At 38.6% G+C, this 13,239-nt stretch carries 10 protein-coding genes; 7 read left to right on the plus strand and 3 right to left on the minus strand.

Annotated features, from left to right (window positions below; translation table 11 throughout):
* Positions 1 to 124 precede the first annotated feature (124 nt).
* The 6 genes from purM to mgtE all read left to right on the plus strand — a co-directional run bounded on the left by purM (position 125) and on the right by mgtE (position 7,872).
* Positions 125 to 1,165 carry a phosphoribosylformylglycinamidine cyclo-ligase gene (gene purM / locus AACQ49_RS15420; protein WP_004248288.1) on the plus strand — a complete coding sequence of 347 codons (1,041 nt, stop codon included), beginning with the start codon at positions 125 to 127 and terminating at the stop codon, positions 1,163 to 1,165.
* Positions 1,166 to 1,178: 13 nt separating this feature from the next.
* Complete coding sequence (gene purN, locus AACQ49_RS15425; protein WP_161779143.1) at positions 1,179 to 1,808, plus strand: phosphoribosylglycinamide formyltransferase; 630 nt, start codon at positions 1,179 to 1,181, stop codon at positions 1,806 to 1,808.
* A gap of 109 nt (positions 1,809 to 1,917) precedes the next feature.
* Entirely contained in the window at positions 1,918 to 2,508 is a 591-nt protein-coding gene (gene speG, locus AACQ49_RS15430) for a spermidine N1-acetyltransferase (protein WP_004243436.1), read from the plus strand.
* A 46-nt stretch (positions 2,509 to 2,554) separates the two neighbouring features.
* A complete protein-coding gene (gene ppk1 / locus AACQ49_RS15435) occupies positions 2,555 to 4,636 on the plus strand; it encodes a polyphosphate kinase 1 (RefSeq protein ID WP_004243437.1) in 2,082 nt (693 codons plus the stop codon).
* 3 nt (positions 4,637 to 4,639) lie between these two features.
* Positions 4,640 to 6,175, plus strand: a complete 1,536-nt coding sequence (gene ppx, locus AACQ49_RS15440) for an exopolyphosphatase (RefSeq protein WP_161779144.1) — start codon at positions 4,640 to 4,642, stop codon at positions 6,173 to 6,175.
* A gap of 233 nt (positions 6,176 to 6,408) precedes the next feature.
* Positions 6,409 to 7,872, plus strand: coding sequence for a magnesium transporter (mgtE, locus tag AACQ49_RS15445; protein WP_012368037.1), 1,464 nt, complete (start codon positions 6,409 to 6,411; stop codon positions 7,870 to 7,872).
* Between the two features lie 63 nt (positions 7,873 to 7,935).
* Here mgtE and AACQ49_RS15450 read toward each other — a convergent pair whose 3' ends face one another.
* Complete coding sequence (locus tag AACQ49_RS15450; protein ID WP_036895187.1) at positions 7,936 to 8,157, minus strand: hypothetical protein; 222 nt, start codon at positions 8,155 to 8,157, stop codon at positions 7,936 to 7,938.
* 765 nt (positions 8,158 to 8,922) lie between these two features.
* Here AACQ49_RS15450 and AACQ49_RS15455 point away from each other — a divergent pair.
* Positions 8,923 to 10,296, plus strand: a complete 1,374-nt coding sequence (locus AACQ49_RS15455; protein WP_161779145.1) for an MFS transporter — start codon at positions 8,923 to 8,925, stop codon at positions 10,294 to 10,296.
* A gap of 262 nt (positions 10,297 to 10,558) precedes the next feature.
* Here the strand turns inward: AACQ49_RS15455 and AACQ49_RS15460 are convergent, their stop codons facing one another.
* Positions 10,559 to 11,188: a helix-turn-helix domain-containing protein gene (locus AACQ49_RS15460; RefSeq protein WP_004248294.1), complete on the minus strand. Its 630-nt coding sequence runs from the start codon at positions 11,186 to 11,188 to the stop codon at positions 10,559 to 10,561.
* 184 nt (positions 11,189 to 11,372) lie between these two features.
* The gene (gene dtpA / locus AACQ49_RS15465; RefSeq protein WP_004243443.1) at positions 11,373 to 12,839 is read right to left on the minus strand and encodes a dipeptide/tripeptide permease DtpA; all 1,467 of its coding nucleotides are present in this window, start codon (positions 12,837 to 12,839) and stop codon (positions 11,373 to 11,375) included.
* Positions 12,840 to 13,239 lie beyond the last annotated feature (400 nt).

The raw sequence follows: 13,239 nt of genomic DNA on the forward strand, positions 1-13,239 counted from the left end.
TTTAACCACACTAACATGAATAATTGTGATCTAAAAAGAAGATCCTCGCAAACGTTTGCTTTGCCTGTTAGAATAGCCATCGCACACATTTTTTCTTAACAGCAACTTGCCGTGAGGGCTAGACGTGACTAACAAATCCTCTCTCAGCTATAAAGATGCCGGTGTCGATATTGATGCAGGTAATGCTTTAGTCGATCGTATTAAAAGTGTAGTAAAAGAAACTCGCCGTCCTGAAGTTATGGGGGGTTTAGGTGGTTTTGGGGCATTATGCGCTATTCCCACTAAATACCGCGAACCTATTTTAGTGTCAGGCACTGACGGTGTCGGTACTAAACTTCGCCTTGCGATGGACTTAAATCGCCACGATGATATTGGTATCGATTTAGTCGCAATGTGTGTTAACGATTTAATCGTTCAAGGTGCTGAGCCTCTCTTCTTTCTTGACTACTATGCCACAGGCAAGTTAGATGTCGATACTGCCGCACGGGTTGTAACGGGTATCGCTGAAGGTTGTAAGCAATCCGGCTGTGCCTTAGTGGGTGGCGAAACAGCGGAAATGCCCGGCATGTATCATGGTAACGATTATGATATCGCCGGTTTTTGTGTTGGTGTCGTTGAAAAATCACAGATTATCGATGGTAGCAAAGTTAAAGCGGGTGATGCATTAATTGCTCTCGCTTCAAGTGGCCCTCATTCTAATGGCTATTCACTGATCAGAAAAATTCTTGAAGTCAGTGGTGCCTGTGCTGAAACTACCCCATTAGGTGATACATCACTGGCTGATAAACTCTTAGCGCCAACCCGTATTTATGTAAAATCACTCCTGTCATTAATTGAAAACGTTGATATTCACGCAGTGGCACATATTACTGGCGGTGGATTTTGGGAAAATATTCCGCGCGTGCTACCTGAAAATACGCAAGCTCGTATTAATAGCCAAAGTTGGCAGTGGCCTGAGGTCTTTAACTGGCTACAACAGGCAGGTAATGTCAGCACTCATGAAATGTATCGTACCTTTAACTGTGGTGTCGGCTTATTAATCGCCGTGAGCCAAGCTGATGTTGAAAAAACGCTATCACATCTTAATGCCTGTGGTGAAAAGGCATGGTTAATTGGTGATATTGCCCCGCAAGCAGCGGGTGATGCACAAGTGATTATCAATTAGTAAAAGTACCCCCATGAAAAATATTGTGGTCCTGATCTCAGGAAATGGTAGCAACCTACAGGCGATTATTGACGCCTGTAGGGCGCATAAAATCGCAGGCCAAGTTGTGGCTGTTTTCAGCAATAAAGCACAAGCTTATGGGCTTGAACGAGCGAGACAAGCGGATATCCCTGCTTACTTTATCGATCCGGCTGATTATCCTGATAGAGAAGCTTATGATAAAGCGTTAATCACTCAAATTGATGGCTATCAGCCTGATATTGTGGTTCTTGCTGGCTTTATGCGTATTTTATCGCCGTTATTTGTCAACCATTATCAGCATAAGCTATTAAATATTCATCCCTCTTTACTTCCCAAATATCCCGGTCTGCATACACATAAACAAGTTATTGAGAATAAAGATACTTTTCATGGTACTACCGTACACTTTGTCACGGAAGAATTAGACGGTGGCCCGATGATCATTCAAGCGCGTATTCCCGTCTCTCCTGATGATACCGAACAAAGTTTGCAAGCAAAAATACAAACACAAGAGTATCGCATTTATCCTCTCGCAATTAGTTGGTTAGCAGAAGATAGATTAAAAATGATAGATAATCGGGCGCTACTTGATGGTAATGTTCTGTTTGACAATCTTGATTAACGGTTTCACTTAAGATAAAAAGTCACTTTGTGCTACACTGTAGCCCGCGGTGACTTTTATTGTGTCACCCTTTTCTCTTTTTATTCAATGCATTTTCACCGAGGTGCTTATGTCCGGTGGTAAGAAAGTTCCACCTATAAAATTACGTCCTCTCGAAAGAGAAGACCTTCCTTTTGTCCATAAACTTGATAATAATGCTAGCGTTATGCGCTACTGGTTTGAAGAGCCTTATGAAGCATTTATTGAGTTAAGCGACCTATATGAAAAACATATTCACGACCAAAGTGAACGACGTTTTATTGCTGAAAGTGAAGGCACAAAAGTCGGTTTAGTTGAGCTGGTTGAAATTGATTATGTTCATCGTCGTGCTGAGTTTCAAATCATTATCGCCCCTGCTCATCAAGGCCATGGTTATGCAGCCCGCGCGGCAAAGTTAGCGATGGACTACGCTTTTTCTGTACTTAATTTATACAAACTCTATTTAATCGTCGATAAAGAGAATGCTAAAGCGATTCATATTTATGAAAAGCTTGGCTTTAAGAAAGAAGGTGATTTAATAGATGAGTTTTTTGTTAATGGCTCTTACCGTTCTGCGATTAGAATGTGTACATTCCAAGCCCCTTATTTTGAACAAAAAGCCAAAGCAGCAAGACCGGAAAATTTTGTTAAACCGGGTGCAACGATAAAACAATATGTCTGATTAATTCAGATAATAAGATTTAACTTTAACCCATGTTGGAGTTCAGATGTCCCAAGAACGACTCTATATTGATAAAGAGATCAGCTGGCTTGCGTTTAACGAGCGAGTATTGCAAGAGGCGGCAGATAAACGTAACCCGCTAATCGAAAGGGTCAGGTTTTTGGGGATCTATTCAAATAATCTTGATGAGTTTTATAAAGTTCGCTTTGCGGATGTAAAACGGCGTATTTTAATTAATGAGGAGCGCGGCTCACGCTCTGGCTCTAGTCACGCTCGTCATTTAATCAAAAAAATCCAATCTAAAGTTGCCAAAGCCGACCAAGAATTCGACGCACTGTATAACGACTTGCTTTTAGAAATGGCGCGTAATCAGATTTTTTTAATCAATGAACGGCAAATCTCACCTAACCAACAAATTTGGTTACGCCAATATTTTCGCCAAAACTTAAGAAAACATATCACGCCGATCCTTATCAACCCTGAAACTAATTTGGTTGAGTTTTTAAAAGATGACTACACATATTTAGCCGTTGAAATTGCTCAGGGGCAAACTATTCACTACGCTTTGTTAGAGATCCCCTCTGATAAAGTCCCTCGTTTTGTTATTCTGCCTACAGAACAAGGCCGAGGTAAGAAAAAGTCAATGATTTTGCTGGATAATATCTTACGCTATTGTCTTGATGAGATTTTTAAAGGCTTCTTTGACTATGATTCTTTAAATGCTTATTCCATGAAAATGACACGTGATGCTGAATATGATTTAGCCACTGAAATGGAATCCAGCTTATTAGAAATGATGTCATCTACCTTAAAACAGCGCCTTACCGCTGAGCCTGTTCGTTTTGTCTATCAACGTGATATGCCCGATGAAATGGTTGCTTTACTGCGTAGCAAATTAGGTTTATCTAATAATGACTCGGTCATTGCTGGTGGGCGTTATCACAACTTTAAAGACTTTATTAATTTTCCTAATGAGGGAAGTAAGTTTCTATTAAATAAACCTATTCCTCGTTTACGACATGTTTGGTTTGATAATTTCCGTAATGGCTTTGATGCGATCCGTGAACGTGATGTGTTACTTTATTATCCTTATCATACCTTTGAGCATGTATTGGAATTATTACGCCAAGCGTCTTTTGATCCCAGTGTTATTTCGATAAAAATCAATATCTATCGCGTAGCAAAAGACTCTCGGATTATCGATTCGATGATCCACGCCGCCCACAATGGTAAACGTGTCACTGTGGTCGTTGAATTACAAGCTCGCTTTGATGAAGCCGCGAATATACATTGGGCTAAACGCTTAACCGAAGCTGGCGTCCACGTTATCTTTTCAGCGCCCGGCTTAAAAATTCATGCGAAATTATTTATTATTTCTCGTTTAGAAGAAGGCGAAATCATTCGCTATGCACATATTGGTACCGGGAATTTTAATGAAAAAACCGCACGCCTTTATACCGATTATTCTCTGTTAACCGCGAATACAGAAATTAATAATGAAGTACGTCGAGTGTTCAATTTTATTGAAAACCCTTATCGTCCGGTGACTTTTGAACATTTAATGGTATCACCGCAAAACTCACGTATTTTGTTAAACCAGTTGATCACAAATGAAATTCACAATGCTCAAGCGGGGCACCCTGCGGGTATTACCTTAAAAGTTAACAATTTAGTCGATGAAGAGTTAGTTAATCGTCTTTATGATGCCTCACAAGCAGGTGTTAAAATCCGCCTATTAGTACGCGGTATGTGCTCTTTAGTCCCTAATCAGCCCGATTTTAGTGAAAATATTCAGGTCACCAGTATTGTTGACCGCTTTTTAGAGCATGATCGTGTTTATGTCTTTACCAATAAAGGGGATGAGAAAATTTTCCTATCATCCGCAGACTGGATGACTCGTAACCTTGATTATCGTATTGAAGTTGCCGTACCACTACTCGACCCTCAGCTAAAACAGCGTATTTTGGATATTCTTGAGATCCAGTTTAATGATACTGTAAAAGCACGATATTTAGATAAAGATCTAACAAATAGCTATGTTCCTCGAGGAAATAAACGTAAGATCCGCGCCCAACTTGCTGTATATGAATACCTTAAATCATTAGAACAACCAGGATCACGAGCGTAATCAATGCCTTTATTACAAGATGACTCTTCTTCACCACGTCCTTTAGAAATTGCGGCTATAGACCTTGGTTCTAATAGTTTTCATATGATCATAGCCCGTGTTGTCAATGGTGCCTTACAGGTATTAAGTCGTTTAAAACAACGGGTATATCTTGCCGATGGCCTTGATGATAATGATAAACTCAGTGAAGAAGCTATGTTGCGGGGGCTTTCTGCACTTTCCCTTTTTGCTGAAAGGTTACAGGGATTTCCAGCAGAAAATGTCACTGTGGTCGGTACACATACGTTACGGGTTGCTAGCAATGCCAAAGTCTTTTTGCAACGCGCAAAAGAGGTGATGCCCTATCCTATTGAAATTATTTCTGGTCACGAAGAAGCACGCCTGATCTTTATGGGCGTTGAGCATACGCAATCTGAAAAAGGGCGTAAGCTAGTGATTGATATTGGTGGAGGCTCTACCGAATTAGTGATCGGAGAAAATTTTGAACCCATCTTGATCGAAAGCCAGCGTATGGGGTGTGTCAGTTTTAGCCGTCAATTTTTCCCGAACCAAAAAATTAGCGAATCCGCTTTTCGTAAAGCACGCGAAAAAGCAGCACGTAAAATGGAAAAAATTGCTTGGCAATATAAAATGACCGGCTGGGATGTCGCATTAGGCGCATCGGGTACTATCAAAGCTGCACATGAAATTTTGGTTGAATTTGGTGAAAAAGATGGTGTGATCACCCCTGAACGCCTATTAATGTTGACCAAACAGGTACTACGGTTTAAAAAATTTAAGGATATCACCCTACCGGGATTATCCGATGAACGTAAACACAGTTTTGTACCTGGTTTAGCCATTTTATGCGGTATTTTCGATACCCTAGGCTTAAAGGCTCTCCATTTATCTGATGGTGCATTACGTGAAGGTGTATTGTATGAAATGGAAGGCCGTTTTCGTCATCAAGATATTCGCCAGCGTACCGCCAAAAGCCTTGCTGAACACTATAATATCGATCGTGAACAAGCTAAGCGTGTCCTCACCACAATGCAATCACTGTATGCTCAGTGGGCGGAACAAAATCCTAAACTGGTTCGTCCTGATCTAGAAGCGATTTTAGTATGGGCGGTGATGTTGCATGAAGTGGGATTAAGTATCAATTTAAGTGGTTTGCATCGTCATTCTGCTTATATTCTTTCGAATACAGATCTACCCGGTTTTAATCAAGAACAACAACAATTATTAACTACATTAGTTCGCTATCATCGCAAAGCAATTAAGTTTGATGAGTTACCTAAATTTAATCTATATAAAAAGAAACAGTATTATCCATTAGTACAAATACTTAGGTTAGCAACACTACTTAATAATCAGCGTCAATCAACCACTAAACCGGTTTCTTTACGTTTAGTGACCGATGATAATCACTGGACACTCTATTTTCCTAAAAATTATCTTGCCGATAACACATTGATGGAATTGGATTTAGAAAAAGAACAGGAGCATTGGCAGACCGTTCCAGGCTGGAAACTGGATATAAAAGAGGAATCTGCTTAACAATATGATATTATACAGAAAAAGACGCGGTATAATGCGTCTTTTGTTGCATTTATCATACAACAACTATCACATAACAACGTAAGGTTTGATTTGTGACGATAATATGAAAATACCCAATGTAATATTTTCAAGATCGCTATTTTTTTATATGGAGAAGACCGATAATCATCCTAAAATGGAATAATGAATACTAATGGTTATCTCCCTCGTAAGAATTAAAAAGGAATAACATGTCTCAATCAGCTATCAATAATGATACTGCGGCTGCCATCAATCCATATTCACAAAAAGTGGCACACCTGCGTCAACAAATTCTGAACATCTTTCTTGAAGATGACCGTTTTGTTGAAACAGTGTTAGGTGAAGCAAGTGAAAGTGATAGGCTGAGCCACCATGAACTTCATGAAAAAATCACCACTGTTAGAGAATTACTACAAGATCTACACGCGGCAGATATTGCAGATATTCTTGAAGCCCTTCCCTATGATGAACGTTTAGCCCTATGGCATTTGGTTGATAATAATGAGCGTGGTGCGGTTTTAGTCGAAGCCTCTGTCGCCGTTTGGGACAGCCTAATTAAAGATATGACGGATCGTGAATTATTACGCTCAGTCGCTTCTTTGCATGTGGATGAACAGGCCTATATTGCGGAGCATTTACCCCGTGATACCATGCGTCGTCTTTTGACCTATTTAGAACCAAGTCTGCGTAATAGGATCAGAGAAGTCCTGCAATATCCGAAGGATAGTGTTGGACAGATGATGGATTTTGAGTTTGTCACCGTGCGTGGCAACGTAACATTAAAAACGGTTCAACGTTATTTACGCCAACGTGGCTCTATTCCTGAAGCCACGGATAAAATTTTCGTTATTGATAATGCCAATCATCTGTTAGGTGAATTACCCTTAACCACAGTATTAACCCAGTCGCCGGATAAACGGGTCTCTGATGTCATGAAAACCGATACTGTCAGCTTTATGCCCGAAGAGAAAGGCGAAGATGCAGCGGGTGCGTTCGAACGTTATGACTTAATTTCGGCTGCAGTTGTTGATAGTAATGGGCTGTTAATGGGACGTTTAACCGTTGAAGATATCGTCGATAATATGCATGAAGAGAGCGATACCAACATTCGTCGTATGGGGGGGTTAAGCCCAGAAGAGGATGTATTCGCCCCTGTCGGGCAAGCGGTTAAAACACGTTGGACATGGCTTGCTATCAACTTATGTACTGCTTTTGTCGCTTCTCGTGTTATCGGTGTGTTTGAGCATACCATTTCCCAATTAGTCGCCTTAGCAACTTTAATGCCCATTGTTGCAGGTATTGGGGGAAATACCGGTAACCAAACCATTACTATGATTGTGCGTGCATTAGCACTACATCAAATTCAGACTGGTAGTTTCTCGTTCTTAATTTTAAGAGAGTTAGGTGTTGCCCTTATCAACGGTATTGTTTGGGGGGGAATAATGGGAGTTGTAACTTACTTCCTTTATGGTGATGTTGCGATGGGCGCCGTAATGACAATGGCCATGGTACTCAACCTATTAATGGCTGCCTTGATGGGAGTATTAATACCGATGACCATGATAAAACTGGGTAAAGATCCGGCTATTGGCTCAAGTGTGATGATCACCGCGATCACCGATACTGGTGGCTTCTTTATTTTCTTAGGCCTAGCCACTATTTTCTTAGTTTAATAAAACAGATAAAAACGCCACTGTAGAGTACATCACAGTGGCGTTTTTGTTTTTATAGATTTTTTAGGTTGTTGTTGAAAGAAAGTAATAGACCAGTAGTAATGCGACAACAAGCGATACCATAAACGTTCTTCTTACCGCAACACTGACTGATAAATTATCTTGTTGCAGACTCCCATACAGCGTTTTTTTTAGTAGCAGACTACTAGCTAAAGCGACAACAAACACAGATGCAAATAGCACAATCGCGGCTAACAACACCGCACTTATCGAAATTGAATTCATCACTCCCCCTGCTATATCCACCGACATCTGATGTAATTATAACCAGATAATGACGCTTTGAGATGATTTTTGCTGTTTTTCCCTATTTATCATTTAACTATTTAAAATCTATATTTTAAATAAAAATGCGTAACCACGCTTACAATAACCATATTTATTGACATTTAATATCAATAATTTTCAATTTTAAGAAATTTAAAACCAATAAACAACTAGATTCATTTTAGATTAATACCCTAAAAACAATACTAATAACAGGTTATATTGCTACAAAACATCAATATTTATTAAATAATAATCTAATTATTATTTAATTAACAAGAAATAATAAATTAAAATAACGCTAATTTTATTATTTAATTCAATTTAGAAAAATTGAAATGATATTCAATAAATAGTTTTTTTAACCATAACTAATAAATGAAAATAAAGGTAAGAACAAAACCTCTAATTTTATTAAAAAACTACACAAGAAAACAAAAACCGCCCTAAAAATCACAAAACAAACAAAACTTAGCATTAAAAACCACAGATGCTCACAATGACAACTTATCAAATTGTTTTATTTTATGCTCTTTACTTCATAAAGAGCTTCCTGATATAACTATTTACATCATTACAATATTATTCTTTCTTGTATAAAAGACGATAAATAACTTTTTAACGTTATTTATTGCCACCTTTGTGATCAACTTTTTTAAGAATTTTATTGATGGTTTGGTTATTTACTCTTTTTTATCACGATGATTAATATAGGTTGTTATTATGACATCACAATCACACTCCACTCAGCCGTTGAGTCAACCTACGGCAAGACCTTTAAACCGCAACGACTATAAAACGTTGGGTTTATCCTCACTAGGAGGAACATTGGAGTTCTATGATTTCGTGATCTTCGTGTTCTTTACGAAAACATTGAGCCATTTATTCTTTCCTGGTGATAACGCTTTTATCGCTCAGATGCAGACATTAGGTATTTTTGCTGCCGGTTATCTTGCTCGTCCTTTAGGTGGCATCATTATGGCTCACTATGGCGATATTATCGGCCGTAAACGTATGTTTACCTTAAGTATCTTTTTAATGGCTGTACCTACTTTGGTGATTGGCTTATTACCTACCTATGCCAGCATCGGTGTGGCTGCACCGTTATTACTGTTATTGATGCGTATTATGCAAGGAGCGGCTATCGGTGGTGAAATGCCCGGGGCTTGGGTATTTATTGCCGAACACACACCGAAACAGCGTTATGGCTTAGGGGTGGGTACCTTAACATCCGGTATTACTGGTGGCATCTTATTAGGCTCTATCGTCGCTATTATTGTACAACGCAGCTATAGCGCTCAAGAAGTGAATGATTTTGCATGGCGAATTCCCTTTATTTTAGGTGGTATATTTGGCTTGATCTCGGTTTATTTACGTCGTTTTTTACAAGAAACACCTATCTTTAAAGAGATGGCGGCTAAAAAAGCCTTAGCACAAGAAATGCCTGTGGTTTCGGTTATCAAAAACCATAAACAAGCCTGCTTAATTACTGCAGCATTAACATGGTCTTTATCTACAGCTATTGTTGTTACTATTTTGATGACACCCAGTGTCATTGTTGAAGGGATCTACAAAATAGACAGAACAACATCGTTAGAAGCTAACTGTGTTGCCACCTTAACGCTGACCTTAGGATGTATCTTCTGGGGCTGGTTGGGGGATAAATTAGGAACCCGTGCATCCATGACCTTATCATGGGGTGGATTAATTGTTACCGCATTCCATTTTTATGGAAGCTTAGATGCCAATATGTCTGGTATCCAATTAGCATTTAACTATGGTTTGATGGGCTTTTTTGTCGGTGCAATTTCCACAACGCCAATTGTGAGTACTAGAGCATTTCCTCCTTCAATTCGTTTTTCTGGCCTCTCTTTTGCTTATAATATGGCCTATGCCGTATTTGGTGGCTTAACGCCAATGTTAACGGGCGCTTGGTTGGAAAAAACGGCAATGGCAGGAGCTTATTATGTTGCAGCTGTTTCTGCATTAGCCATTGTTATCGCATTCTTACCTTTAGCTTATAAAGGCTGGATCGCGGTAAACACCAGCTCACGGGAAAAAGAGATAGCATTGCAAGTTGATAAAGTCGCTAGTTAATCGTTGCTAGCAAGAAATATTTTACTCTCCTTAGAATTTATTATTCACAACAACACCACTCTAATAGGTGGTGTTGTTGCATCAATATAATTAATCTAATCACTGTAGTTTATCTGAATTTAATCTTGTTATATATCAATCAATTGATAAGATTGTAAAAAAGAAAATTTTCCGCAAAATTGGCCCTATCAAGACATTACAGGACTTGAGATCATTACTGAAACATTACATTTTAAGATCAACGATAATGAGTAGATTTTTATTAATTTGAAATATGTTTTCCAAAAAGTTTAGCTTGATGAATAATTTCTTGCATTTGTTCACTCATGCGTCCATATTTTTTAAGCGCATCAATAACATTAATATCTTGTTCATCCTCAAAAAAATACATACTCGTTAAAAATGATACTTTTGTTGTTGAGCTTAAACTATCCAATAAAATTAAGATCTCATCTAATCCATCCACTAATCGATTACCATCAAATTGAAAAATAGGTAATCGATATTCTCCTCCCACTTTAACCGCTAATAGTTTATTAGCCTTTAACCGATTATTAATCGTTTGACGTTTTACTCCCAAAATAGCTGCAGCTTGGCTAGCTCTACATGTGCCTCCAAGCTCTTTTAGCCGTTCAGAAAACTTAATAGCGCCTTCGTTTAAACGGGCTATTTTACGTTGTTCTCTTGGTGAAATTGCAGACGAACGTATCAGTTGAGTTTCAAAAATTAACTGAGCCAATTCGTTATCACTCATTTTTAAAGCACTTGCTAAACTTTTCTTCTCTGCTAATTCATTAACCAATTCTTTTGTAAGAACAGTCATTCTTTCTAGAACAGCCACTCTCTCTACCGATAATTGTTGTGATGTTCGTTTTTGTATTACGCTGTTCATACCCACCTCTCTTTTACACTTTATTCATTATATAATGAGTAAAGTGTATAAAACAAGTATAAATAAAAAACAACATTATCAAGTACTATAGATATTTTTTGTTAAAATTAACTTTATTTTTAAATAGATATAAAAAAGGATGCCCTAGAGCATCCTTTTATTGTCTGACAATAAATTTCACATATTACTGTGTCATTTTACTCAGCATAGGGGCAGTAAATAGCATTAACAGTGCAATAACACCTGTTACGATACCTATTTGTAAAAATACACTGCTATAAATTTCTAATGAAGCGTGTGCATTTTGTACGTCTTCAGGAACGGCCATTAAGCTTGCCACTTTACCAGCAATAATTGCAGCTGCCGCAGATGTTAAGAACCATGCGCCCATAATAAAGCCCATTAAACGCTGTGGCACTAGTTGGGCCACCATCGCAAGACCTAATCCTGAGATCATCAGCTCACCAATACTTTGAAAGCCATAACTGGCAACAAGCCACCATGATGAAACGATACCAGCTTCATTTGCCATACTCGCCCCCAATGGTAATACTAAGAATGCAGTTGCACTCAAAAACATTCCCACTGTGAATTTATAAGGCATGGGTAATTTATCACCCATAAAGTTATATATAGCAGCCAATAATGGACTAGCTAGCATGATCCAAAATGGGTTAAGTGATTGAAATTGCTCTGGCTCAACACTAAAGCCTAAAATAGCGTGTTCAACATTATGGATTGCAAAAAAGTTTAATGATGTTGGCATTTGATCATAAAGAACAAAAAATACCACGGCTTCCACCATCAGTAAGAAAGCGACGATCATTTTACGCCGTGCAACCCCTTTCATCATAAAAGTTTCACGGGCAAAAATCAGGATAATACCTAATGAAATAATCGCTAAAGACCATGTTGCCACTTCATTATTATGTAATAACCACGTTGATACTGCCGTTAAAGCAACAATCCCCACCAGCGTTAATAACAGTTTCAGGTAGTTTAGTGGCTCAAAGTCAGGCCTAGAGCCTTTATCTTTGATCCAACCGCGACATAGCATAAAGTTTGCCAGTGTGATCAACATCCCCACCACACTTAATGCGAAAGCGACATCCCAACCATAATTCGCCGCTAACCATGGTGTCGCTAACATGGATAAAAATGATCCCACATTAATCGACATATAGTACATGGTAAATGCACCATCTAATTGTGGATCATCTTTCTCATAACAGGTGGCTAATAAAGAGGAAGGGTTGGCTTTAAATAAACCATTACCCACCGCAATAGTGGCTAAACCCCAGTAAATCATATCTTTATCATGATCGGAGAAAGCAACCATGGCATAACCAATTGCCAGCACAATAGCCCCTAGGACAATAACCCTTTTTGTCCCGAGAATTTTATCGCCAAGCCAGCCACCAATTGCCACAAAGCCATAAACTAATGCGGTAAATGCGGCAAAAACAGTGATAGCTTCCGCCTCACTCATACCCAGCATTTTAACCAGATAAACGGCCATGATCCCTTGTAAGCCGTAATATCCAAAACGTTCCCATAATTCGATTGAGAAGATGAGATAAAATGCACGAGGCTGTTTAAACGCATTCAGACTCGGTTTCTGTTCATCTTCAGGTGTGTTTGCAGTTGACACTAAAAACCTCTAGTTATTCTATTATGCCCTTATTTTTGGGCTGCTTTTACCAAAAACATTGTGATTCAAGACAGAGTTAAAGCGCGGTGTTATTCATACTGAATTGTTATTCTTAACAAAGAGTTCAATACAGAGAAAAACAAGGTTGGCATTCTATCACCGGAAAGAATAATTATCTAAGAATTATAACTAACTATTGCGTTTTATCATAGTTGACGCCATTTGTACAAAATAGTTATGCGTTCAAAAAATCAACAAACAAAATAACTCACTGATTATTAATCATTTATTTTATGCTGGTTTATTCATCATCACTATTTGACATCCTCCACGCCCCAAAGGACGTGGATCCCTACTGCGTTCAGACTGATGTCTGAATCACCTCGGCGGGTTCCTGCTT

It is taken from the genome of Proteus sp. G2675, from assembly GCF_963886535.1.
In the GTDB taxonomy this organism is placed as follows: domain Bacteria; phylum Pseudomonadota; class Gammaproteobacteria; order Enterobacterales; family Enterobacteriaceae; genus Proteus; species Proteus mirabilis.

Coding starts and splice junctions, on each gene's coding strand:
- purN (WP_161779143.1), top strand. CDS start 1,179: ATGAAAAATATTGTGGTCCTGATCTCAGGAAATGGTAGCAACCTACAG.
- speG (WP_004243436.1), top strand. CDS start 1,918: ATGTCCGGTGGTAAGAAAGTTCCACCTATAAAATTACGTCCTCTCGAA.
- ppk1 (WP_004243437.1), top strand. CDS start 2,555: ATGTCCCAAGAACGACTCTATATTGATAAAGAGATCAGCTGGCTTGCG.
- ppx (WP_161779144.1), top strand. CDS start 4,640: ATGCCTTTATTACAAGATGACTCTTCTTCACCACGTCCTTTAGAAATT.
- mgtE (WP_012368037.1), top strand. CDS start 6,409: ATGTCTCAATCAGCTATCAATAATGATACTGCGGCTGCCATCAATCCA.
- AACQ49_RS15450 (WP_036895187.1), bottom strand. CDS start 8,157: ATGAATTCAATTTCGATAAGTGCGGTGTTGTTAGCCGCGATTGTGCTA.
- AACQ49_RS15455 (WP_161779145.1), top strand. CDS start 8,923: ATGACATCACAATCACACTCCACTCAGCCGTTGAGTCAACCTACGGCA.
- AACQ49_RS15460 (WP_004248294.1), bottom strand. CDS start 11,188: ATGAACAGCGTAATACAAAAACGAACATCACAACAATTATCGGTAGAG.